16 protein-coding genes are annotated in these 24,813 nt (G+C 62.1%); 9 read left to right on the top strand and 7 right to left on the bottom strand.

Annotated elements, in window-relative coordinates; all coding sequences use genetic code 11:
- Positions 1-10: 10 nt before the first annotated feature.
- From LJY25_RS02555 to LJY25_RS02540, 4 genes are all read right to left on the bottom strand, one after another.
- Complete coding sequence (locus tag LJY25_RS02555) at positions 11-1,873, bottom strand: M1 family metallopeptidase (protein ID WP_227606654.1); 1,863 nt, start codon at positions 1,871-1,873, stop codon at positions 11-13.
- Positions 1,874-1,961: 88 nt separating this feature from the next.
- Positions 1,962-2,876 carry a metallophosphoesterase gene (locus LJY25_RS02550; RefSeq protein ID WP_227606653.1) on the bottom strand — a complete coding sequence of 305 codons (915 nt, stop codon included), beginning with the start codon at positions 2,874-2,876 and terminating at the stop codon, positions 1,962-1,964.
- 182 nt (positions 2,877-3,058) lie between these two features.
- Positions 3,059-4,159: a Smr/MutS family protein gene (locus LJY25_RS02545; RefSeq protein WP_227606652.1), complete on the bottom strand. Its 1,101-nt coding sequence runs from the start codon at positions 4,157-4,159 to the stop codon at positions 3,059-3,061.
- 189 nt (positions 4,160-4,348) lie between these two features.
- The gene (locus LJY25_RS02540) at positions 4,349-5,383 is read right to left on the bottom strand and encodes a DUF2279 domain-containing protein (RefSeq protein WP_227606651.1); all 1,035 of its coding nucleotides are present in this window, start codon (positions 5,381-5,383) and stop codon (positions 4,349-4,351) included.
- Positions 5,384-5,558: 175 nt separating this feature from the next.
- On the opposite strand from LJY25_RS02540, the gene LJY25_RS02535 reads away from it, so the two are divergent.
- Positions 5,559-8,390 carry a DUF4961 domain-containing protein gene (locus tag LJY25_RS02535; protein WP_227606650.1) on the top strand — a complete coding sequence of 944 codons (2,832 nt, stop codon included), beginning with the start codon at positions 5,559-5,561 and terminating at the stop codon, positions 8,388-8,390.
- Between the two features lie 125 nt (positions 8,391-8,515).
- Here LJY25_RS02535 and LJY25_RS02530 read toward each other — a convergent pair whose 3' ends face one another.
- Complete coding sequence (locus LJY25_RS02530; RefSeq protein ID WP_227606649.1) at positions 8,516-9,370, bottom strand: N-acetylglucosamine kinase; 855 nt, start codon at positions 9,368-9,370, stop codon at positions 8,516-8,518.
- Positions 9,371-9,976: 606 nt separating this feature from the next.
- Between LJY25_RS02530 and LJY25_RS02525 the strand changes: the two genes are divergently transcribed.
- Positions 9,977-11,116 (top strand): T9SS type A sorting domain-containing protein, encoded by a 1,140-nt coding sequence (locus tag LJY25_RS02525; RefSeq protein WP_227606648.1) that lies wholly within the window; start codon positions 9,977-9,979, stop codon positions 11,114-11,116.
- Positions 11,117-11,555: 439 nt separating this feature from the next.
- Here LJY25_RS02525 and LJY25_RS02520 read toward each other — a convergent pair whose 3' ends face one another.
- Positions 11,556-13,007: a RagB/SusD family nutrient uptake outer membrane protein gene (locus LJY25_RS02520; protein ID WP_227606647.1), complete on the bottom strand. Its 1,452-nt coding sequence runs from the start codon at positions 13,005-13,007 to the stop codon at positions 11,556-11,558.
- 12 nt (positions 13,008-13,019) lie between these two features.
- On the bottom strand, positions 13,020-16,214 hold the full coding sequence (locus LJY25_RS02515; protein ID WP_227606646.1) for a SusC/RagA family TonB-linked outer membrane protein: 3,195 nt from the start codon (positions 16,212-16,214) through the stop codon (positions 13,020-13,022).
- 464 nt (positions 16,215-16,678) lie between these two features.
- Between LJY25_RS02515 and LJY25_RS02510 the strand changes: the two genes are divergently transcribed.
- The 7 genes from LJY25_RS02510 (at position 16,679) to trpB (ending at position 24,783) form a co-directional block, all read left to right on the top strand.
- Positions 16,679-18,085, top strand: coding sequence for an alpha/beta hydrolase-fold protein (locus LJY25_RS02510; RefSeq protein WP_227606645.1), 1,407 nt, complete (start codon positions 16,679-16,681; stop codon positions 18,083-18,085).
- Between the two features lie 474 nt (positions 18,086-18,559).
- Positions 18,560-19,993 (top strand): anthranilate synthase component I family protein, encoded by a 1,434-nt coding sequence (locus tag LJY25_RS02505; RefSeq protein WP_227606644.1) that lies wholly within the window; start codon positions 18,560-18,562, stop codon positions 19,991-19,993.
- Positions 19,994-20,129: 136 nt separating this feature from the next.
- Positions 20,130-20,702 (top strand): anthranilate synthase component II, encoded by a 573-nt coding sequence (locus LJY25_RS02500; RefSeq protein ID WP_227606643.1) that lies wholly within the window; start codon positions 20,130-20,132, stop codon positions 20,700-20,702.
- Positions 20,703-20,902: 200 nt separating this feature from the next.
- Complete coding sequence (gene trpD / locus LJY25_RS02495) at positions 20,903-21,892, top strand: anthranilate phosphoribosyltransferase (RefSeq protein ID WP_227606642.1); 990 nt, start codon at positions 20,903-20,905, stop codon at positions 21,890-21,892.
- Positions 21,893-21,962: 70 nt separating this feature from the next.
- Positions 21,963-22,781, top strand: coding sequence for an indole-3-glycerol phosphate synthase TrpC (trpC, locus tag LJY25_RS02490; RefSeq protein ID WP_227606641.1), 819 nt, complete (start codon positions 21,963-21,965; stop codon positions 22,779-22,781).
- Between the two features lie 34 nt (positions 22,782-22,815).
- A complete protein-coding gene (locus LJY25_RS02485; protein WP_227606640.1) occupies positions 22,816-23,490 on the top strand; it encodes a phosphoribosylanthranilate isomerase in 675 nt (224 codons plus the stop codon).
- 90 nt (positions 23,491-23,580) lie between these two features.
- A complete protein-coding gene (gene trpB, locus LJY25_RS02480; RefSeq protein ID WP_227606639.1) occupies positions 23,581-24,783 on the top strand; it encodes a tryptophan synthase subunit beta in 1,203 nt (400 codons plus the stop codon).
- Positions 24,784-24,813: the final 30 nt, after the last annotated feature.

The raw sequence follows: 24,813 nt of genomic DNA, 5'->3' as shown, positions 1-24,813 counted from the left end.
CTGGCTGCTGTTACTTTGCTTCCCACACATTGTCCTTCGGGTAGCTGTCCGGTACCAGTGTCGCGCCCAGCTTGATTTGCTTGATGGCCTGCGTGGTAGGTACGGGCACCACGACGGTACGGGAGCCGGTTTCCCAAACGGCAATGGTGCGGTGCAGCTTCTGGGTGGAGTTATCAGCCAGGGTAATGGTCAGGTCGACGGGTACGGGCTTGGTGCCTTTGGACTCCACCGTCACGTCGTAGCCGGCGGCGGTTTTGGTGACGCTCTTGATGGCCAGGTCGGGGTAGCCGCCTTCGAAAAACCAGCGCTGCCAGAACCAGTTCAGGTTGCGGCCCGCGCCTTCGTTCATTGAGTTGAAGAAATCGTAGGGCATCGGGTGCTTGCCGTTCCAGCGTTGGATGTAGGTGTGCAGGGCCTTGGTGAACAGCTCGTCGCCGAGCAGATCTTTCACATAGAGGTAGCCCATAGCGGGCTTGGGGTAGGAGTTCAGAAAGAACGGCGTGCCGCTCTGCTGGGTGGTCAGCGTCATGATCGGCAGGTCACTCTCCGTGTCGGCGGCGCGGGCGTAGGGGGCAATGCCGTAGTCGTCGTCGAGCTTGGGGTCGATGATGCTTGAAATCAGCCACTCGCCGATGGTGGCCCAGCCCTCGTCCATCCAGGCGTACTTGGTTTCGTTGATGCCCATGTAGAACGGGAACATCGTGTGGAATATCTCGTGGTCGGTGAGCGTAATAGCATCCTCGCGGGTAGCCACGGGGTTGTCGTTCACCATCATCGGATATTCCATCTGATCCAGCCCGTCGAAGATGGTTTCGTGAGAGTAGGGGAAGGGCCACTTTGGAAACGTGTAGCTCATGGCTTCCACCGTCTGACGGGCAAAGTGCACCACCTCCTCGAAGTCCTTGTGCTTGGGGTTGTACACAGCATCTACCCGGGTGCGACGCTTGGTAACCGGGTCCACGACCAGACTGCTCGACTGCCACACGTAGTGGTCGGTGGTGGCAAAGGCGAAGTCGGTGACGTTGCGGGCCTCAAAGCGCCAGGTGTTGCGCGGGTTGGCGGCCGTGATGTCGCGGCGCTTGAGGTCGGCCTCGGTGATGATGGTCGTAATGGCATCCTTGGTTTCGGCATCGCGCAGGCGCTGGGCGTACTTCTTGGTCAGCACCTGGTCGGCGTTTTTCAGGTCGCCGGTAGCCCAGACCACGAAGTGCTGGGGCACGCTGATTTCCGCCTTGAAGTTGCCGAAGTCATTGTAAAACTCCTGGGAGCCGTTGTAGGGAAAGGTGTTCCAGCCGTCGATGTCGTCGTAGACGGCAATGCGGGGAAAGAAGTACGCCACGAAGTCGGCCCCCGGCTCAATCTCCCCGGTCCGCATGTGGGAGCCTTTGTTGAGCGTGTAGCTGTACGTAATGGCGACCCTGGCCGTCTGCTTCGGGCCCAGGGGCCGGATGGTCAGCGGCAAATTGGTGCCGCTGATGGGCAGCTTGGCGATGTCCGACGCCCGGCCGTTCACGCTGAGTTGCTGGATCTTCACGCCCTCGGTCACATCCGAGGGGCTGATGGCCGAGGCCCGGGCAGCACCTTTCTGGTAAAGGTTGGGGTAAAGCTTAAACCAAAGCTGCCGCAGGGAATCAGGGCTGTTGTTCAGGTAGGCGATGTTGACCGTCCCGGAAACGAGCCGCGTTTTGGGGTCGAAGCTGATTTTCAGGTCATAGTCGGCGGTGTTCTGCCAGTACCGCGGGCCCGGCTGCCCGTCGGGGGAGCGGGTACCTTTGGCGTACGTCGCCTGCAGGTTGCGCGGGATGGGCAGGGGCTGCTGGGCCAGGGTGGAAAAGGAAAGGAGAAAAGCAGCTAGGAGGAACGGAAGCTTCATGCGGGAAGTAGAGTTGCACCCGCAAAGTAACCACATGCGCCGGGACGGTTGCCTCGTTACACGGTTTTAGGCAGCGCAGACCGACAGGCTAAGCTGTGACCAGATGCTCAGCAGTCAGCTCCCGCTCACCGTGCCAGCGGTACGCCACCAGGTCCCCGCCCTTGGCCACGCTGTAGTCGAGGCAAACGGCGTGGGGGCGCAGCACCTGAGGCGTGCCGCGCAGCCAGTAGTGGCCGAAAAACACCGGTACCTCGGCCTCGTAGTGGTAGGGGTCGGGCAGAGCGGTGTGGTCGACGGGGTGCGGGTCCAGCTCCGGAATGCTTTCCAGGTAGTAGTTGGCGTAGGTGCAGCCCTGCGGGTTGCACCACCAGCGGATCCGCATCTTCGAGCGCGGGTTCTGATCCTTGTCGTGAAACTGAATGCCGGGCGGCAGGCTCACTTCCTTGCCTTTGAGCGTTTCCTCCACGGCGTGATACTCCGGCGTGCCCCGCTCGGTGGCGCGCAGCAGCAGCTCGTCGGTCAGGCAGCCGTTCTGCAAATGGGGCGTCAGAAACCGGATGTGGCGCGGGTCCCAGCAGGCATGCACGACGCGCAGCTCGCCCAGGTCCAGAAACAAAGGCAGGGTCTTAAACCACTGGATGTAGCCCTGCCATTCCTCGAATCCTTCCCGGGTCTGAAACGCCTCGATGGTGCGCAGGTGCTGCAGAATGTTGCGCGGCAGGTGCGGTCGCAGGTGGCCGCCCCGGGGGTGCTTTTCGAAAAAGCAGATGGCATTGTACTCATGGTTGCCCATCACCGCCCGGGCCGCCCCGCCGTCGACCATGGCCCGCACCAGCTGCAGCGTCTCCCGGATTTTTGGGCCCCGGTCCACAAAGTCCCCGACGAAAATAACCTGCCGGTCGGGGTGGCGGTACACGCCAGCCTGCTCCCGGTAGCCCAGCTTTTCCAGCAGCCGGATCAGATCATCGGCGTGGCCGTGAATGTCGCCAATAAGGTCGTACATGCGGAGGGGAGAATGAGTTGAGTTTTGAAGTCCCCTAACGGTAAAATGTCATGCTGAGCAGAGCATCTCTACCGCTTCGTTGAGTTACTAACCCAACCTGAGAGCACGCGAGATGCTTCGACAAGCTCAGCATGACGTTCTTCGGGGTGCTGTTCAACAGAATGAACCTGTTGACGCGGGTTCTACTTCAGGCGAACCAGAGTGGCGCCGAAGCCGAACTTTTCCTTCTGCGCGTCTTCAAAAAACTTGATGTCCTTGTTGCGGCTCAGCAGCTTGTGCAGCTCCTTGCGCAGCGTGCCGTTGCCGGAACCGTGGATGAACACGATTTCGTGCATGTTGGTGGCCAGAGCCCGGCTCAGCGCATCCTCAAAGGCATCGAGCTGGAGCTTGAGAATGGCGGTGTTCGTCAGCGGCGGGTTCAGCTCGGCCGCTTCCGGGTTCAGGGCTTCCAGGTGCAGGTCGACTTCGTGCGAGGGTGCGACGATGGCCTTGGCCGGCTCGGGTGCCGGGGCCGGGACGGGGGCGGGGGCGTTGCCGGAAAGATGCTGCTGCAGCTGCTCGGCCAGCTGGGCCGGAGCAATGGGCGCGGCCGGCTTTTCGTCGAGCTGAAACAGGTAGGCCTCCTGCTGCAGAAGCGGGGCCTGCTGCCGGCTTTTGTAGAACGTGGCGGCCCGGAACTGCACGCGCTTGGTGAGCAGCTCAAACGCCGTGCGGCCGTTTACGAGGTGGGGCAGCAGCTGCACCACCACGCCCGGCCACTGATCGAAGTCCTTGAGGTGGAGGTGGGCCAGGGGGCGGCTTACGCTTTTGGCCGTCAGCTTGTCCGACACGAGGCCGCGGTACTGGTCCTGGGTTTCCTCGCCGTAGGTGAAGAGCAGGTCGGACTCGGTGTTGTTGACCACGTGCATGGTGAGCAGCTCCGGCGTCTGGTGGGTTAAAGCCAGGTACAGCCCTTTCTCGGCCTTGGGCAGCACCGGCGCCGGGGCTGGGGCCGCCTGGCCGGGGGCGGCGGGCTTGGCCGTGCCGCCCTTCGCAGCCACCGCCGACTTGTCGGCCTTGCTGCTGCCCCCCATCGGGGTGGTGCTGCGGGGCGCTACCGGCGGGGGGGCGGTGTTGCCAAAGGCTTTTTGCTCTTCGGCCGCTACTACCACAATTTCCCGGCGCAGCACCGGTATAGTGAAGTCATTATCAATGGCTACCTCGACAAGGTCGTTATCGAGCAGGCGGGTGATGACGCCCTGTTCGCGGCCCGTGAGCAGGCGGACCCGGTCTCCTACGTTCATAGTATTGCTGATTGCTGGGTGCTGATGGTTGAGTGCGGACGCTGATTTGCCGGAGCCGAATCAGTGGCCGCGCTGCTGCAAGGTACGCAGAATCACCCCCGGCGGCTTGCCCGGCGCGCTCCGTCCTGGCGCTGAGGGTCTTGCTGCCCCGCCTGCACCTGTCATTGAGCGCAGGTGCCATTTACCCTCTCAATAGTAGAGACCGTGGAAGACCAGACCCTGGCGGGAATTGTACTCCACGGCCGGCGCCGGAAGGTGAAAGATGCTGGCCACGTAGAACACCCGCTTCAGCAGCTTGCTGCGGGTGGGAATGCGCATCAGGTTTACGTCGAGCGTGAGGTAGTACTGGCGGTAGGAGCGCAGGCCCAGGGCCGCGTTGGCATCGGGGTCGTTGAACACCATCTGCTGGGCCCCGTAGCCCACGGCCGGCTGCAGCCACTTCGGCCACCTGCTTTCCGGCCGCAGCCAGGCGGCCACGTCGGCGCACAGCCAGTACGTTTGCCCGTTGTAGTCCTTGAGGTGCTGCTCGGCCAGGGTTTTGCCCAGCACGTTGGGCCGCAGCGGGGCGTAGCGGGTGGTATGAAACGAGTACTTGGGCATGATGCGCACCTCGTTCCAGGCCAGCTGCTGACCCAGCACGCCCACCGAGCCCAGCAGGTTGGCGCCCAGGTCGTAGGCCGAGGCGCCGTAGGCCGGGTCGCGGCCATCGAAATACTCGATCGGGCTTTGCAGCACGAAGCCCACGAAGGAGCCGTACCAGGTGGCCCGCCGGTCGGGCACCCCGGCCCAGCGCAGCATGTCCACCGCGCCGCGGCTCTGGTGAAAAGCGCCCCAGAAGTGCCCCACCTTGTCCATCTGCTGCCACTCCGAAAAGTCGTTAAACCAGTGGAAGCGGCTTTGCTCCCCGGTGTACCAGCCCTGGTCGAGCAGGTAAAGCAGGGAGCCATACGTAAGAGCCAGCCCCCCCGCCAGCACCGGCAAACGGCGACTCAGCGTGGAAGAGTCAGCCGGGACTTGGGCATGCGTTCCGATGGTCGGAGTTGAAGAATAGGCGCCCCTGAAATCCGGGTCGGGGAAAGCCCGGCGGGCGTCGGTTCGGAAGGAGGGAGGTGCCGGTTGCGCTCCGCTGGTCTGCGCGTAGCCGTACCGGCTGCCCAGTGCCAGCAGCAGCGCCAACCCAAGCCCCGGCAGGCCGGTACGGAACACGTAAAAAGGAAGCGTCATGGGCAGTGGAGACCGGTCCGGAAGGATGGAATTCAAAGCTACGAACAAATGCTGCTCCCGGCTTGCGGGCATGGCGGGTTTACGGCTAACTTTTGTAGCTTTGTCAGGAGTATTTCTTGCGCCGTTTTTTTCGATTTCCCACCGTTGGCGTCAGCGGAAATTTCCCATTTTCACTATGAAAGCACTTCGACTTCTCAGCAGCCTGCTGCTGTTCCTGGGTACCATGACTTCGGTCCGGGCCCAGGTCGTAACCACCCAGCCGGCCTTCTTCCGCGAGACGGATCAGGTTACCATCACCTTTGATGCCTCGCAGGGCAACCGTGCCCTGCAGGGCTTCACCGGCCCGGTGTACATCTGGACCGGCGTGGTCACAAACCTTAGCCCGACGCTCACGACCTGGCGGCACGTGAAAAGCCCGACGTTCAGTCAGGGCGACCCGGCGGCGCTGATGACCCGCAGCGCCACCAACCCCAACCTGTACACCATCAGCTTCACGCCCCGCACGTTCTACCCGGTACCCGCCAATGAAACGATTCTGCGCCTGGGCATGATCTTCAAGGACGCCGCCGGCAACACCGTAGGGCGCAACGCCGATGGCTCCGACATCTTCATCGACGTGTTCCAGGGTGGCTTTGCCGGCCGCTTCACCTCGCCCACCAGCGCCGGTAACCCCCGCTACGTAGCGGCCGGCACGTCGGTCACGGTACGGGCTGAGTCGTCGGCTCCGGCCCAGCTTACTTTGTCGCTGAACAACGTGGTGCGCGCCGCTTCCTCGGGCGGCACCGACCTGGGCACCACCGAAACTCTGACCCGGCCCGGCCGCAACGTGTTTAAGTTTGAAGCCTACCGGAGCCCGAGCGAAAACGTGGTCGACTCCCTGGTGTACATCGTGCGGGCTCCCACCACGGTGGCACCGCTGCCCGTCGGCACCAGGGACGGGGTTACGTACCTGCCCGGTGGCACCTCCGTTATTCTCAAGCTTACGGCGCCCGCCAAGGAGTTTGTGTACGTCATCGGGGAGTTCAACAACTTCCAGGCTGATGGAGCCTACGCCATGAACCAGACTCCCAACGGCAACGACTGGTGGGTGCAGATCAACGGCCTCACGCCCGGGCAGGAGTACAGCTACCAGTACTTCGTCGACGGGCAGCTGCGCATTCCCGACCCCTACGCCGAGAAAATCCTGGACCCCAACAACGACCGGTTTATTCCGGCCGTGACGTACCCGAACCTGAAACCCTATCCCACGGGACGTACCACCGGCATCGTATCGGTGCTGCAAACCAACCAGGTGCCCTACCAGTGGACGGTCAACAACTTCCAGCGCCCCAGCCGCACCGACCTGGTGATCTACGAGCTGCACCTGCGCGACTTTGTGCAGCGGCACGACTACCAGACCCTGATTGACACGCTGGGCTACCTCCAGCGCCTGGGCGTAAACGCCATCGAGCTGATGCCGGTCAATGAGTTTGAGGGCAACGACTCCTGGGGCTACAACCCCAGCTTCTTCTTCGCGCCCGACAAGTACTACGGGACGAAAAACGACCTGAAGCGCTTTATCGACGAAGCCCACCGCCGGGGCATGGCCGTGGTGCTCGACATGGTGCTGAACCACGCCTGCGGGCAGAGCCCCATGGTGCAGATGTATTTCGACGGCGGCAGCCCGGCAGCCAACAGCCCCTGGTTTAACCGCAACGCCACCCACCCGTTCAACGTCTGCTACGACTTCAACCACGAAAGCCCGTTCACGAAGTACTTCTCGAAGCAGGTGATGTCGTTCTGGCTGCAGGAGTACCGCATCGACGGCTACCGCTTCGACCTGTCCAAAGGCTTCACCCAGCGTAACACCGGCTCCGACGTGGGCCTGTGGAGCGCCTATGACCAGAGCCGGATCAATATCTGGAAAGACTACCACGACCACCTCGTGAGCGTGGACCCCACGATGTACCCGATTCTGGAGCACTTTGCCGATAACAGCGAGGAGCAGGTGCTGGCCAACTACGGCCTGATGCTGTGGGGAAACCTGCACGGCGCCTTCAATCAGGCAGCCAAGGGCCAGGTAACCGGCTCCAACGCCAACCTGACCGGCCTGCTGTACCGGGCCCGCAACTGGAACCAGCCCCACCTGGTGGGCTATATGGAAAGCCACGACGAGGAGCGCCTGGCCGTGGAGGTTCTGAATGGCGGTCTGGCCAGCGGCAGCTACAACACCCGCGACTTCAACACCGCCATGGACCGCCTGGGCATGAATACCGCCTTCTTCTTTGGGGTTCCCGGTCCCAAGATGATCTGGCAGTTCGGGGAGCTGGGCTACGACGTGAGCATCAACTTCAACGGCCGTACCGGGGCCAAGCCCATCCGCTGGTACTACTACCAGGAGCCGGCGCGCCGCCGCCTCTTCGACGTGTACGCCAGCATGGCCGCCCTGAAGAAAGCCTCGCCGGCGTTTGAAACGACCAACTACACCATGTCCCTGACCCGGGCCATGAAGGTGATTCACCTGAACGACCCGTCCATGGACGTCACCATCCTCGGTAACTTTGGCCTCACCGACGGCCCGATTGCGCCGGACTTCCAGCGGGCGGGCAAGTGGTACAACTACCTGAAAGGTGACAGCATCACGGTTACCGACCCGGGCGCCGCCATTCAGCTGGCAGCGGGCGAGTACGCCGTGTATACCTCCGTGCGGGTGAAGCGGCCGGCATCGGTTATCACCTCGACCCAGCGGGCCCGGGAGCTGGCCAGCACGCTCCGCCTCGAAGCCCTGCCCAACCCGGCCAGCACCCAGGTAACGCTGCGCTACCAGCTTACCGCGCCGGCCGCAGTAACCGTGACGGTGCAGAACATGCTCGGCGCCGTTGTCCGGACCCTGCCTGCTACGGCGCGGCAGATGACGGGCGCGCACGAAGCGGCTTTACCCGTGGCCGACCTACCCAGCGGCATCTACCTGGTGCGCCTCAGCACCGGGGAGCAGATGCAGACCACCCGCCTGGTGGTTCAGCACTAAGCTGCCGGACCCATTGCACAACAGAAAGGGCGACCCTCCAGGGTCGCCCTTTCTGTTGTTAGCTGAAAATGCTGGTTTAGCAAGAAGCCTTAATGCTAGGGGGCCAGCATCGAGAAGCCTACGCGCTAGACCGTTTTGGCCAGCTCGGTGTGGTAGCTTACCAGGTCGTCAATGGGGGAGCGGATGATTTTGCCCACCTGCATGCCGTGGCCCTGGGCAACCTGGGTGAGGGCGTCGCGGAAGTTGTAGCCCACTGAGCCCACGCAGTTGAAGCTGTAGTCCTGGTAGCTGGGGTAGTGGGTGACGAGGTTACGGAAAAACGTCTCGAAGCCCTCCAGCACGATCTCGCGGCAGTAGCTGACGTTGTTGTGGTCATAGGCAAAGCGGCTGAAGCTGGCCAGAAACCGGTTGGGCAGGGGCTGGTTGTAGAGGTGGTCGAAGATCTGCTCGTTGGTCAGGCCGTAGGTTTCAAAGAAGGCTTCCTGCAAGCCGTCCGGCAGGTAGCCGCGCATAAAATCGCGCAGCAGCCGCTTGCCGATATAGGAGCCGCTGCCTTCGTCGCCGAGAAAGTAGCCCAGCGAGTCGATGTTCACGGTCACGTCGCGCCCGTCGTAGATGGCCGAGTTGGTGCCGGTGCCCAGGATGGCAGCAAAGCCGGGCTCAAAGCCGAGCAGGGCCCGGGCGGCCGCCAGGAGGTCGTGCCCCACGTTTACCCGGGCCCGGGTAAACACCGTGCGCATGGCTTCGGCCACAATTTCCACCTTTTCCCCGGCCGAGCAGCCCGCCCCGTAGTAATAAAGGTCGGTCACGGCGTTGCGGTCCAGGGTATCGGGCAGGTTTTTATCCAGCGAAGCCACGATGCCGGCCGTATCGATAAAGTAGGGGTTGTAGCCCTCCGTATTGAAGTAGACGCGCGTACCCGTTTCGTCCAGCAGGCACCAGTTGGTTTTGGTTGAGCCACCGTCGGCAATTATGATCATAGAAGCGTGGTTAAGAATGAACGGATGAAGACGCTATCCGCCCGGCCATGCGGAACTGAGCGGTGTGCCCGGCTGTCGGGCAGCTAGCGGGGGCAAGATAAAGCGAAATCAGACTTTCCAGGATGTTTATCGGACGTGGTCTGCTGTTGCGGGCTGGCCCGGTAAGTAAGCAGTTACTCTTGCGCTGAACAGACCGGGGAGGAAAGGAATGCCCGGCTGAAATAAATGAAAGAAGGAAATGGCGCGGCAAAACCACCCGTTGAAGCTTGCGTACAAAGCGGCCGGAGCGGCGTGGACGGAGCCCAACGCCGGTTTAAAGCTATAACTTGCGGGGTTTATTAACGAAGTAAGTTCGGCGAATACAGCTTTTTCCATGAAATTCATTCAAGAAAAAAAGCGAGCTATGTATATTTAGTACGCTTATAATCAATAAGATGGCCATTGTTGCTGGTTTTGCGAGTGATTACCCAAACACCAAAACTTTTTATTTAGAAATCCCGTGTTAGTTTTACGCTGGTAGCCGTTTTCAGCGGCTCTGACTTCTGGTCCGGCTACCATCTTACGCTAGTTCCAAATCAGTCACCTTCACTCTTTTTCAGTACCCACATGAAAAAACTGTTTACTCTCGCTGCGGCCGGTGCCCTGGCTGCTACTTCCCTCACCGCCCAGGCTCAGATCACCATGGACGGCACTATCGGTGCTACCGAGATTGGCGCTGCCAACACGGGCCGTTACGTTTCGCTGGGCCGCTTCACCCAGCCCCACCCCGCCGGTTTCGGCAACTGGGGCCTGCTGCAGATGTTCGGTGCCAACTCGTCGACCAAGCTGTACATCGCACTGGCCGGCACGCTGGAAAAAAACACCAACGGCAACGGCTTTCACGTGTACATGGACCTGCCCAACATGACGGGTATTCCCCAGGGTACGGTACAGCCCGCCATTGCCGGCTCCGGTACGGTGTTCGAGCGCGGCGGTGCCAAGTTCGACATGCCCGTTGACATGGCCCTCGGCATCGAAGGCGACGCTACCGGCATGCTGGCCCAGGGTGTTATCTACACGTCGGCTACCGCCGGTGTATCGCAGGACTTTGGTCCGATGCTGACTACTACGGGCACGCCCGTAACCCTGTCGACGGCTACTACCGCTGCTCCCTTCAACCGGTTCGCCGGTGCGCGCATGTCGTACCGCGACACGCCTTCGGGCGACATCACCACCAACCCCGGCAACACCACCGGTGGCGGTGCTGGCTCGTTCGGCTGGGAGATTGAGCTGGACCGTGCTGCGCTGGGCCTGCCTTCCGGCGCCAGCGTTGTGCGCCTGTTCGGTGCTTACGTAAGCGGCAGCGGCTACTGGTCGACCGACGTGATTCCCGAAATTCCCGGCCGTACCACCAACCTGGAATTTGATCCGGACTTCACCGCCCTCGGCGGCACCCAGGCAGCTACCCTCAACGTAGTAGTGCTCAGCAACAGCAAAGCGGCTGATGCCGTGGTTGCCATGAGCGTATTCCCCAACCCGGCTTCGGGCGGCGCCACGGTTACCTATCAGGTTGCCAACAAGAGCCAGCACGTAGAAGTAACCCTGACCGACCTGATGGGCCGCACGGTGCGCACCCTGCAGAACGGCACCCAGGCCGCTGGCTTCCAGAACCTGAAGCTCGACGGCAGCAGCGTAACGGCCGGCACCTACCTGGTAAAGGTACAGGTTGGCGACATGGTTGCTACCCGCAAAGTGACCCTGCTGTAAGCCTGCGTCACTTTTCACAACATTGCCCGAAAGGGAGCTGCTCCGGCAGCTCCCTTTCTTTTTGCCCGACGACCAGTTGCTGGTGGCTCTGCTCTGCAAGGAGGTCGTTACTTAATAGTACTCCTAGGTTAGAATAAGAGGGTAGGACCGTCAAATTGCCTTGCAGCGTGGCCGAATGCTTGGAGCAACCCTGAGCTGCCACGGAGTTCCCGGAGCCGTCTGCCTTCCGCTATCAAAGTCTGTATCTAAAGCCAAGAGCTCAGGAGGTAATCGAAGCTGCATCTGAAGCCAGGCAGTACCGGATTAAGTGCTGCACACGGTGTAGGGAAGCTATAAGTAGCAGCCTCACTGCTCGGTTGCAAAGCCGATTCGGAATAAACAACAAAAAGCCCCGCAGCGTCGCTGCGGGGCTTTTCACTTACGGGCTGACAGGCAACAATTAGTCGCCGCCGTTCTGCTCGATGCCGGGGTTGCCGTTCACCTCATCGAGGGGAATGAGCAGTACCCGGCCTGAGTTAAACGCCGTGCCGCGGCTGGGCAGCTGCAGACGACGCAGCTGGTGGAACCGGTCGTTTTCCAGGAACAGCTCCAAGCGACGCTCATCCCGCACAAGGGCCAGCAGGGCAGCCTGACCGGCGGTGGTATTGTCGGCAGGACGGCCGGCCGCCTGGCGCACGGCGTTGATGTCGGCGCGGATAGCGGCATCGGTGGAGCCGCCCTGGGCGGCGCGGGCCTCGGCCCGGGTCAGGTACATCTCCTGCAGGCGGATGATGGGAATGTTAATCGGTGCGGAAGCAAACGGGTCGGTGCCACGGTACTTCGAGCTGTAGGGGTAGGGAGTAGCCGTAGTCGGGTCGCCGGGCTCGTTGACTACCACCAGGGAGTCGTAGCGCAGACCGCCGCGCAGACGCAGGGCTTCGGCAATGTTGCCGGGACCCTGGTCGTTGAGGTACAGGCGGACGCTACCACCAAAGTAGCTGTAGAAGGCATTGCGCAGCGAGCCGGCGGCATCGGCACCAGCCTGGTTCACCAGCTGAAAAATCACGCTGCTGTGGCGCTGGCCCTGGCCCGTCGTGCGGAAGGGACCCACTACCGATTCGGGCGGGGTGCCCAGGCTGAAGCCACCATTCTGGATTACGTCGTCGGCCTGCTGGGCCGCACCGGAATAGTTGTTCTGGTCGAGGTACACGCGGGCCAGCAGGGCCTTGGCGGCCCAGGAAGTAGCCCGGTCGCCGTTCTGGGCGGGCAGCAGACTGGCTGCTTCCTGCAGGTCACTGATAACCTGGGTGTATACTTCGCCAACCCGGGCGCGGCCGACCTTTTCTTTCGCTTCGTTGGCCGATACCACTTTCGTGCGGAGCACGATGCCGGGGTCGGAGCCGGGGTTGTTGCTGTAGGGCTTGGCGAACAGACGCACCAGCTCAAAGTGAGCAATGGCCCGGATGAAGAGGGCTTCCCCTTTCAGCCGGTTCTTGACGGGCTGCTCGGCATCGAACAGGTTGCGGTCCACTGCGTCGATTACCAGGTTCGAGTTGGCAATAGCCTGGTAGCCGGTAGACCAGATTCCGGAGCCGGGGTTGGAAAACAGGCTGAACTGCCGGTTGCGGAAGTCATTGTCGCCGCCCGAGCCCTGGATGGCGGTGAAGTTCAGGTTGTCGCCGAACAGTTCACTGACGATCTGCACCTGGCCGCCGTAGAAGTTGGAGCTGGCCAGACGGCCGTAGCCGTACAGCACGAAGGCGTCCACTTTGCCAACGGTGTTGAAGCTCTGGTCGTAGGGCAGCTCCGTGATGGGCTTGATATCGAGGAATTTCTCACAGGAGGAAGTCAGAACCGCGCCGGCGGCTAAGCATCCCACGGTGAGCACACGGGAAAGAGTATTGCGTAGCATGAGCATGTCAGATTAAAAGCCGAGGTTGAAGCCAACCTGCAGGGTGCGGGCCTGAGGGGTTGCCAGGTACGGGGCCGAGAAGGAAATATTCGCCTGGTTGTTGCGGCCGGTGTTGTCGCCGGCATCCGCGTAGCGCGTCACCTCGGGGTCCCAGCCGGGAAACTTGGTGAAGGTGAGCAGGTTCGTGCCGGTTACGTACACCCGCAGGCGGGTTACGTGCATCCGCTCAGTCAGGCTGCCGGGCAGGGTGTAGCCCAACTGCATGGTACGCAGGCGCAGGTAGGAGGCATCGTAGAGCCACTGGGTGGTGTTGTTCTGGTCGGGGTTGAACGGACGCAGGGTCAGGCGGGGAATGTCGGTGTTGTCGCCGGGCTTCTGCCAGCGGTCCAGGATGCGGGTGGTCTGGTTCCAGGATCCGATGCGGCCCCCGTTCTGGTACTTGCCGGCGTCGTCGTAGATGGTGTTGCCGTACGAGCCCACGAGCAGGAAGCTCAGGTCCACGCCCATAAAGGTGAGGGTATTGTCGAGGCCACCCTGCAGCTTGGGGAAGGGCGTACCCACGGGGCGGCGGTTGTTCTGCTGAGCCGAAGCCGGGGTGTCCTTGTTCAGGCGAATCAGGGAGCCGTCGAGGGCGCGAATCAGGCCGTCGCCGGTTTCGGGGTCTACGCCGGCGTACTCAGCCAGGAAGTTGGTGCCAACCGGGTAGCCCTGGATGATGCGGGCGTCGCCGGGGCCGGACTCGAAAGCGTCGGGGGCCAGACCGGCAGCGTCGAGCACCATGTTGTAGTTGGCCGACAGGTTCAGGCTGGTCGTCCAGGTAAACTTGTCGTTCGCCACGTTGCGTGAGGTCAGCTCAAACTCCCAGCCTTGGTTGCGAATCACCACGTCGGAGTTGGCCGGTGTACGGCCCAGGCCCAGGGCGGAAATCTGCACGGCCTGGTTGAGCAGGATGTCGGTGCCGCGCTTGTTGTAGTAGGCTACCGTACCGGTCAGGCGGTTCTGAATCAGGCCGAAGTCCAGGGCTACGTCCAGGGAGCGGTTGGTTTCCCAGCTCAGGTCGGGGTTGTTGATGCGGGTAAGCCGGCTGCCGTTAAGGCCCAGGTACACGTTCGATTCGGGCGTGGTGGTGCCGAGGAAGGAGAAGTTGGAGCCCAGCTCGGAGTTGCCGGTCAGGCCGATGCTGCCGCGCAGCTTCAGCTGGCTGATAACGGCAATGTCCTTGATGAAGGTTTCTTCAGCTAGTACCCAGCTGGCCGAGGCCGCCGGGAAGAAGCCGAAGCGCTTGTTGGGACCGAAGCGCGACGAGCCATCGGCCCGCAGGCTGAGTTCAGCGGTGTAGCGGTTCAGCAGGGAGTAGTTTACGCGGGAGAAGAAAGAGGCGAAGCGGTAGAAGTCTACCGAATTGTAGCCTCCTACGGCGGGGCCTACGCGCTGGGCAGTCGGTACACGGGGGTCGTAGGAAATAGAGGCCGTCGACTGGTTGAGCAGGGGATTCAGAAAGCCAGCTCCACCCGAGGCCGTGTAGAAGCCGATGTCGCGCTGGGTGTTGTACTGCAGCTCGGAGCCGCCGATGACCGAAATGCGGTTGTTCTCGTTGATATCCTTGGTGTAGTTCAGCACCGCGTTGCCCTGCACGTTATAGAAGTTCACGTGGCGCTCGTCGAGGGAGCCCAGGCCGGTGTTCTGGTAGTACCGGTTGGTGGGGGAGAAGTAGAACCGCTCGTACTGATCAAGGAAGTCGAGCGACACCTGAGGACGGAACGACAGGCCCGGCAGGATCTTGTAGTTGAAGTACACGTTGGTCAGCGTACGCAGGTTCTGCGTGTTGAACCGGTCGTCGAGCTGGGCCGTGGGGTTGTTGCCGGTGTTGGCGAACTGGGTACCGAAGTAGGTCCCGTTGGCGTTGCGCACCGGGAAGATGGGCAGGGCGTTCGACTGAGCTGCGCCCAGACCGCCGTTGTAAGAGGTTCGAACCTGGGTGTTGTCGGTGAAGTACAGGCCGATCTGCGTGCCGAGGGTCAGCTTCTCGGTGGCTTCGTTGTCGAGGTTCAGGCGCAGGGAGCCGCGCTGGAAGGTGTTGCCCCGCAGCATGCTCTCGTTGCGGTTGAAGGCGCCGTTGATGTAGAACTTGGTTTTGTCGCTGCCGCCCGAGGCCGAGAGGCTCACGTCCTGCACGCGGCCGGTGCGGAAGACCTCTTCGTACCAGTCGGTATCGGTGGTGCTGCCGAACAGGAAGCGGCGGTTGTTGGGGGCGCTGCCGAGGTTGACGCCGTTGATGTTGGTGGGCAGGGCAGGGCGCAGGCCGGCGATGCTGTCGTTGGTGTAGGCTTCGCGGTACACCTCGCGCCACTGCGGACCCGACAGGATGTCGAGCTTGCGAGCCGGCGTCTGGGTGCCGATCGAGTAGTTCAGGCTGAACTGGGTTTTGCCGGCTTTGCCCCGCTTGGTGGTGATGAGCACCACCCCGTTGGCAGCGCGGGCGCCGTAGATGGCCCCGGCAGCCGCGTCCTTCAGTACCGACACGCTCTCAATCTCGTCGGGGTTGATGGCAGCCAGGGGGTTAAGGGGAATAGCGGACGTCGCGCCGTAGTTTTTGCTGCTGAAGTCGCCGTTGTTGACTACCACGCCATCAATTACATACAGCGGATCAGCTCCGCCCGAAACCGAAGACTGGCCCCGGACCCGAACACGGACGGCCGCGCCCGGGGCGCCGCTCGACTGTACCACCTGCACGCCGGCGGCGCGGCCCTGCAGGCCGGCGTCGAAGCTGGGCAGGGGGGTGTTGGTAAAGGCTTTCGAGTCAATTTCCGATACGGCGCCGGTCAGCTGACGGCGCTGCTGGGTGCCGTAGCCCACTACCACTGCCTCACTTAGCAGGGTCGTGTTTTCCGCCATCGTAGCATCCACCACTACGTTCTGGCCGGCGACGATGGTGATGACTTTGCGCTGGGTGTTAAATCCCACAAACGAAATCACCAGGGTCTGGGGACCGGCCGGTATACCCTGGAGCAGGTATGCTCCATCGGAATTGGTCGTGTTGCCGAGGGTGGAGCCTTCAATGAGCACGGTAACGCCGGGCAGTCCCTGGTTTTTCTCGTCCAGTACCCGGCCGCTCACCGAGCCGGTCGTCTGGGCCAGGGCTCCGGTGATGCCGGCGCAGAGGAACAAAAGCAGAAACAATAGTTTCGGCAGGTAGGAGTGTTTCATGAAGTGGGATTTGAGAGAAGTGAAAAGAAGCGGGAGGGAAGAGCAGCAAGCGGTAGGGAAATCCAACCTAAAAGCAGGCCTTCAGGCAGGTGACGGCTGGCTGACGTAAGTGGATTTAGAAGTGGAAAGGTAAATAAACTCCGCAAGTTATAGCTTTGCCCACTACAAAAACAATGTTTCATTCCTCACTCACTTTTTTCTCGCCCCGCGCTTGATTCTGCCAAGTGCTACACTCTGAGCGTAAAGGGCTTAGCTCTCCGCCTTAACGTAGGTCAGATCAAGGCTTTCGGGAATTTAAAAAAGCAGAAAATAAAGTAAGCCCTTACTCACCTGCCGCCTCTTTTTTTGCGGGCTTTATTTGCGTCACCAGCATAATCCGGTTTGATCGGCCAAGCGGGTCAGGGGCCGCCTCCCGGGCCGGGCTCGTATCTTCCGGACCCGATTCCCTTCCTTTCCTATTCCCTATGCGCCTGCTTCTCTTTTCCCTGCTCCTGGTCGGCTCTCTGACGTGTTCGGCCCAGGTTGTTTTTAAAATCACCAGCGTACCGGCCAATACGCCCGCCAACGCCACGCTGTATATGGCCGGCTCCTTTAACAACTGGAACCCCGGCAGCGCGGCCCACGCCCTGACCCGCAATGCCGACGGCACTTACCAGCTTACCCTGCCAGCCGGCTCCGGCACCATTGAGTACAAGTTTACCCGGGGCGCCTGGGCTTCGGTAGAAACGAATGCCGCGGGGGGCGCCATTACGAACCGCCGCTTCACTTATGGCAGTAGCACGCTGGTCGAGCATCAGGTTCTGAACTGGCAGGACCTGGCCGGAGGCAGCGGCTGCACGTCGACGGCCTTAGCGCCCAACGTGCGCGTGCTGAGCACCACCTTTGCCATTCCCCAGCTGAACCGCACGCGCCGGGTGTGGCTGTACCTGCCCAACGACTATGCCACCAGCTCCCGCCGCTACCCGGTTATTTACCTGCACGACGGCCAGAACGTGTTCGACGCCTGCACCAGCTTTTCCGGGGAGTGGGGCGTCGACGAAACGCTGAGCCAGCTCCAGCAGCAGGGCCTCGACCCCAGCGCCTGCATCGTGGTAGCCGTCGACAACGACGGGGCCCAGCGCCTGAATGAATACTCCCCGTGGAACAACCCCCAGTACGGCGGCGGGCAGGGCGACCAGTACACCGACTTCCTGGCGCTGACCCTGAAGCCGTATATCGATTCCAATTACCGGACCCTCAGCGGGCGGGAGTACACGGGCATTGCCGGCTCCAGCATGGGCGGGCTGATTTCGGTGTACGCGGCGCTAAAGTACCCGAGCGTATATGGCAAGGTAGGCGTGTTCTCGCCGGCGTTCTGGTTTGCCGAGCGGCCCCTGTTTCAGTACCTGCGCCAGCACCCGGCCAACCCCAACACCCGGTTCTACTTCGTGAGCGGCACCCAGGAAAGCCAGACCATGGTGCCTTTGATGCGCAACATGCGGGACTCCCTGCAGGCTGGGGGCGTGCCGGCAGCTAACCTCAGCTTCAACACCCGGGCCGACGGGCAGCACGCCGAGTGGTTCTGGAAGCGGGAGTTTCCGGCGGCCTACCAGTGGCTGTTTGCTGCCACGCCTACATCTGCCGGCAAGCCCCAGCGTTGCCTGGCCTTCAGCGCCTTTCCGGTGCCCGCCAAAGACAAGCTGACCGTGCAGCTGCCCGCCGATGTGCGCGACGCCCGCCTGGAGCTGCTGGACTCCACGGGCCGGGTGGTGCTGAAAACCAAAGTACGGGACGGGCAGGTTGTGGACATCAGCCGCCTTGCCCGGGGAAGCTACTTTCTGCGGCTCTCGGCCGGCAAGCAGACCGGTTCCCAGAGCTTTGTAAAAGAATAGCTTGGGGCTACCTACGGCCGCCAAGCCGGCCGTAGGTAGCCCCAAGCTGTCAGCACGAAATGGGAGCGGGGCGGTGGTTGTTTCGCAAGCCCTTTCTGCCGCACTGCTTTATGATCGGGAAACGCGGCTGGGGAATTGCAAATTCAGCGGCTTCTTTCAATTGACATTGCAAACTTGTCAACCCTGAAAGTGAAAAATTGCTTGTCTTGTAAGAAACCCGCTTTACCTTTGCAGCGTTAGAGCCCAACAATACCCTGGCCCTGGCCTTTTTTCAATGACCGTTCAACATACCCTGTGCGCTTGGTGGTGGCCTCTCCGAAACTCCGGACGGGAAAGCCTGTGCGTGCGGTAAGGTCACTTGTAAACCTCGCATCGACATATCAAGGAAAGCCCGGCCGCCCGCCGGGCTTTTTTGCTTTCCGGCGGTTTGACAACCCTGCTTCGATTCCCATCATTCCGCCCTTAGCTGCTCAGATGAACCAGTACCCGCTTAAAACCCGCCACGTCCGCCTGCTGGCCGATACCCTGACCCCGGTGGGCCTGTACCTGCGCCTGCGCGACCAGTATGCCAACTGCCTGCTGCTGGAAAGCTCCGACTACCACGGCCAGCAGAATGCCTTCAGCTACCTGGCTTTTGAGCCCCTGGCCCGGTTTGAGGTCAGCCGGGGCCGGGTGCGGCAAACCTTTCCCGACGGCTCGGTGCAGACCGAAACGCTGGCCGAGCCCCGTCTGGCGCTGGACCGTCTGAGCCGGTTCGCGGCCAGCTTCCCCACCCGGCCCACCGGCTTCGACTTCATCACCGGCGGCCTGTTCGGCTACATCGGCTACGAGGGGGTGCAGTACTTCGAGGACCTGACGCTGAATCCGGCCAAGGAAGCGGCGGGCCAGATTCCGGAAATCCTGTATGCCACCTACCGCTACGTCATTGCCATCAACCACTTCCGCAACGAGCTGTTTGTGTTCGAGCATTCGCCTGAGCACGAAGCCACCGACCACGACGGCCTTACCCGGCTGGTAAACCTGATTCGCAACCCCAGCCTGCCGGAGTTCGGCTTTGCCGCATCGGGAGCGGAGCAAACCAACCAGACCGACGAAGAGTTTCTGGCCGCGCTGGCCGCCGGGCAGCAGCACTGCCGCCGGGGCGACGTATTCCAGATTGTGCTTTCCCGCCGGTTTTCCCAGGCGTTTACGGGCGACGAGTTTAACGTGTACCGGGCGCTGCGCTCCATCAACCCCTCGCCCTACCTGTTCTACTTCGACTACGGCTCCTTCCGGATTTTCGGCTCTTCGCCCGAAACCCAGTTGCTCATCAGGGGCCGGCAGGCTAGCCTGTACCCGATTGCCGGCACGTTCCGCCGCACCGGCCACGACGAGCAGGACGCCGAGCTGGCCCGGCAGCTGGCCGCCGACCCCAAGGAAAATGCCGAGCACGTGATGCTGGTGGACCTGGCCCGCAACGACCTGGCCCGGCACGGCGACAACGTGAAGGTGAAGGTGTTTCGTGAAATTCAGTTTTACTCCCACGTCATTCACCTGGTAAGTGAAGTCACGGCGACGCTGGCTGCCGACGTGGCCCCGCTGCAGGTAGTGGCCGACACGTTTCCGGCCGGCACCTTGTCGGGGGCGCCCAAGCACCGGGCCATGCAGCTTATCGACGGGCTGGAGCCCACGGCCCGGGGCTACTACGGCGGCTGCCTGGGCCACCTGGGCTTCGACGGCGACTTCAATCACGCCATCATGATCCGCTCTTTTCTGAGCACTGCGGGGCAGCTGCACTACCAGGCCGGCGCGGGCGTCGTGGCCGCTTCCGATATCAATTCCGAGCTCCAGGAAGTTCACCATAAGCTGGCTGCCCTGCGCAAAGCCCTGCGGGAAGCCGAGAAGGTGGGGGTGGTGGTTGATTGTTAATTATTGATTCCTGATTGATGAGGTTTCGGTGTTCGGTTTGACTGCCACTTGGCCCTTGAATTTTTTTAGTGTTAGTACCTCAACAATCAATACCCAACCGCATTACCTGCTCCCGGTAAACAATTAACAATCAGCCATGAAAATCCTCGTCCTCGACAACTACGACTCCTTTACCTACAACCTCGTCCAGTTGCTGCGGGAACTGGGGTATGGCAGCCAAACCGACGTAGTGCGCAACGACAAGATTAAGCTTGACGCCATTGAGCAGTACGATGCCATCATGTTGTCCCCCGGTCCGGGCGTGCCCTCGGAAGCGGGACTGATGCCAGCCGTTATCCGGCGCTACGCTCCGACCAAGAAGATGCTGGGCGTTTGCCTCGGGCACCAGGGCATTGCCGAGTCGTTTGGGGCTTCGCTCTACAACCTGCCGGCCGTGCTGCACGGCATTGCCACCGACGCCGATATCGAAACCCGGCAGGACCGGCTGTTTAACGGGCTGCCGGCCCGGTTTAAGGTGGGGCGCTATCATTCCTGGGTGGTGGCGCCGGAAACGCTGCCCGCCGAGCTGGAAGTAACCGCCCGGGATGCCAACGGGCAGATTCTGGCTTTCCGCCACCGAACCTACGACGTGCGCGGCGTGCAGTTCCACCCCGAGTCTATCCTCACCGAGCACGGCCCGCAGATGCTGAAGAACTGGTTGGAAGGGTAAGAACACGACCCCGCAAATATCATCCTGAGCCCTGCGAAGGACCTTGGCAGGCAAGAGCAAGTCGTAAGGTCCTTCGGCTTCACCTTTTGATGATAAAACGCTGGCAATTCAACGCCCGCAACGACGGCATCCACTCCAGCCGCGCCTTCGGCACGGCGTCCCCTCCTAAGCTCAGGAGTTACGCTTATTTCGCTTTTCCCTTGAAACAGATTCTCACCAAGCTTTTCGACCACCAGACGCTGACCGATGCGGAAGCGCGGGAAACGATGCACGAGCTGGGCAGCGGCAAGGTTAATGCGGCCGAAACGGCTGCGTTTCTGACCGTATTCCGGATGCGGCCCATCACCGTGCCCGAGCTTAGCGGCTTCCGGTCGGCGCTGCTGGAGCTGTGCCGCAACCCCGAACTGGGCACCCACGCGGTGCTCGACATCGTGGGTACCGGCGGCGACGGCAAGGACACGCTCAACATTTCCACCCTGGCTTGCTTCGTGGCGGCGGGGGCGGGCTACAAGGTGGCCAAGCACGGCAACTTCGGCGTATCGTCGGTGTGCGGCTCGTCCAACATTCTGGCGCACTTCGGCTACGACTTTGAGGCGTCCAATGACACGCTGCGCCGGCAGCTCGACGAGGCCGGCATCTGCTTTCTGCACGCGGCGGCTTTTCACCCGGCCATGCGCCACGCCGGCCCCGTGCGCCGGGAGCTGGGCGTGCGCACGTTCTTCAACATCCTGGGGCCGCTCGTCAACCCCGCCCGGCCCGACTACCAGCTGGCCGGGGTGTTCAGCCTCGAGCTGCAGCGCCTTTACCACTACCTGCTCCAGCAGACCCCGGCCAGCTACGCCGTGGTTCACGCCCTCGACGGCTACGACGAGCTTTCCCTGACCGGTACCGCCAAAGTGGTTTCCCGGGCCGGGGAGCAGGTTTTGCAGGCCGAGAACCTGGGCTTACCCGCCTGCCGGCCCGAAGACCTGGCCGGGGGCACGACCGTAGCCGAATCGGCGGACTTGTTTCTGCGGGTACTCGACGGGCAGGGCACCGCGGCCCAGCGCAACGTCGTAACTGCCAACGCGGCCCTGGCCCTGCAGTGCGCCGACTCCCGGCTTTCCTTTCCCGATGCCCTGGCTGCGGCCCGCGAATCTCTCGACTCCGGCAAAGCCCGCCGCGCCTTTCGGCTATTACTAAATCACTAAGTCCCACGATGAGCTGCATCTGGTTAGAACATTCTCCTGACTCCCGGCTCCTAACTCCTAGCTCCTCCAAATGAACAATCCCACCATTCTCGACCAGATTGTGGCCCACAAGCGCCGCGAGGTGGCCGACCGCCAGGACTTGGTGCCCACCAAGCTGCTGGAGCGCAGCCTGCACTTCGCGGCCCCCGCCTTGTCGTTGCGCCGCTACCTGCAGCGCGATGATTTAAGCGGCATCATTGCCGAGTTCAAGCGCAAGTCGCCCTCCAAAGGTTGGATCAACCCCCATGCGCCGGTGGAGCGCACCACGCTGGGCTACATGCAGGCCGGCGCCTCGGCGCTGTCCATCCTGACCGACGCCGAGTTCTTCGGCGGTAAAAACGAGGATTTGACCGTCGCCCGCCGCTTCAACTTCTGCCCGATTCTGCGCAAGGACTTCGTGGTGAGCGAGTACCAGGTGCTGGAAGCCAAGAGCATCGGGGCCGACGCCGTGCTGCTGATTGCTGCCATCCTCAGTGCCGATGAGGTCCGGACCCTCGGCGCCCTGGCCCGGAGCCTGGGTTTGGAAGTGCTGCTCGAAGTCCACGACGATGCCGAGCTGACCCGCACCCTGCACCCCGACGCGGTCAGCCTGGTAGGCGTCAACAACCGCAACCTGCACGACTTCAGCGTCAGCCTCGACACCTCGCTCGAGCTGGCCGGCCAGATCCCGAATAGCTACGTGAAGGTGTCGGAAAGCGGCGTGACCTCGGCCGCCGCCATCGGGCAGCTCCGGGCAGCCGGCTACCAGGGTTTTCTGATCGGGGAGGCCTTTATGCGCAGCAGCCGCCCCGAGAAAGCCTGCGCCGCGTTGGTGCAGCAGCTGGCCCTGGCCGAATCCGTAGTCCGCTAGCTGACTACCCTTCGCTCTCAATCCGCCACTTAGGATGACTACCGCCGCCCCTGCGCCCGCCCCGGAACCCCGACTTTCTTCGCATCTGAACATCAAGGTGTGCGGGATGAAGTATGCTGCCAACATCACCGAGGTGGCGGCGCTGGGACCCGACTTCATGGGTTTTATCTTCTATGACCAGTCGCGGCGCCATGCCCGGCCGGAGCTGCAAGCCGAACAGGTTCGGGCCCTGCCGGCCTCCATCCAGCGGGTAGGCGTTTTTGTAAATGAAACGACGGAGCGGATTCAGCAGCACGTGGCCGAGTACGGACTGAACCTCGTGCAGCTGCACGGCGCGGAAACGCCGGCCCAGTGCGCCGAGCTGCAGGCGGCGGGCATTCCGGTCAGCAAAGCGTTTGCGGTAGGAGCGGAGTTCGACTTCCGCCAGCTGGAACCCTACGCGGCGCATTGTACCTACTTCCTGTTCGATACCAAAGGCGAGCTGCCCGGCGGCAACGGCACCACGTTCGATTGGCAGATCCTTGAACATTACCGCCTGCCCGTGCCTTACTTCCTGGCCGGGGGACTCAGCCTGGCGCATGCCGATGCGCTGCGCCGCCTGCGCCTGCCCGGACTGTTTGCCCTGGACCTTAACAGCTGTTTCGAAACCGCGCCGGGCCGCAAAGACGTGCCCCTGCTGACCGAGATGTTTCGTCTGCTCCGACCGTAAACGAGAACCAAAAGCTAAGAGCCAACAACCTGGACCGCAGGATCGAAAAAGTCCAAGCTCTCCGCTCTAACCTCTAAAATCCACTAGAAGATGACCGATACAAACCAGTTTCAGCCCAATGCCCGCGGCTACTACGGGGAGTTTGGCGGGGCCTTTATTCCCGAAATGCTTTACCCCAACGTGGAAGAGCTGCGCGACCAGTACCTGAGCATCCTGGCGGACGCCGACTTTCAGCGGGACTTCCAGGGCTTACTGCGCGACTACGTGGGGCGGCCCACCCCGCTGTTTGAGGCCAAGCGGCTATCGGCGAAGTACAACACCCGCATCTTTCTGAAGCGCGAGGACCTCTGCCACACCGGGGCCCATAAAATCAACAACACCGTGGGGCAGATCCTGCTGGCCCGCCGCCTGGGCAAGCACCGCATCATTGCCGAAACCGGGGCCGGGCAGCACGGCGTGGCCACGGCCACCGTCTGCGCGCTGATGGGGATGGAGTGCGTGGTGTACATGGGCGAGGTGGACATGGAGCGGCAGAAGCCCAACGTGTACCGCATGCGCCTGCTCGGGGCCGAAGTACGGCCTGCCACCAGCGGCAGCCGCACCCTCAAGGACGCCACCAACGAAGCCATCCGCGACTGGATCAGCAACCCGGTCGATACGCACTACATCATCGGCTCGGTGGTAGGGCCCCACCCGTACCCCGACCTCGTGGCCCGGCTGCAGGCGGTTATCAGCGAGGAAATCCGCAAGCAGCTGCTGGAGAAGACCGGCTCCGAGCTTCCGAATTACGTGGTAGCCTGCGTGGGCGGGGGCTCCAACGCTGCCGGGGCCTTCTACCACTTTCTCAATGAGCCCTCGGTGCAGCTCATTGCGGTGGAAGCGGCCGGGCACGGCATCAACTCCGGCCACTCGGCCGCAACCTCCGTGCTGGGCACGGCGGGCATCATCCACGGCTCCCGCACGCTTTTGATGCAGGACGAGCACGGGCAGATTACCGAGCCGTATTCGCTGTCGGCCGGCCTCGACTACCCCGGTATCGGCCCCCTGCACGCCCACCTGGGCACGACGGGCCGGGCGCGGTTTGTCAGCATCGAGGATGAGCAGGCGCTGCGCGCCGTGGCCGAGCTGAGCCGGCTCGAAGGCATCATTCCGGCCCTGGAAACGGCCCATGCGCTGGCTGCCCTCGAACAGCTCGGCGCCGGCCCCGACGACGTGGTGGTGCTCAACCTCTCCGGCCGGGGCGACAAAGACCTGGAAACCTACCTCAAGTACGCCGACAAGCTGACAAAATAAGTTTCGGCCGCCCAGAGGAATCAGCATCAC

Source organism: Hymenobacter translucens (assembly GCF_020685205.1).
GTDB lineage: Bacteria > Bacteroidota > Bacteroidia > Cytophagales > Hymenobacteraceae > Hymenobacter > Hymenobacter translucens.
This window is presented reverse-complemented; position numbering and strand designations above follow the sequence as displayed.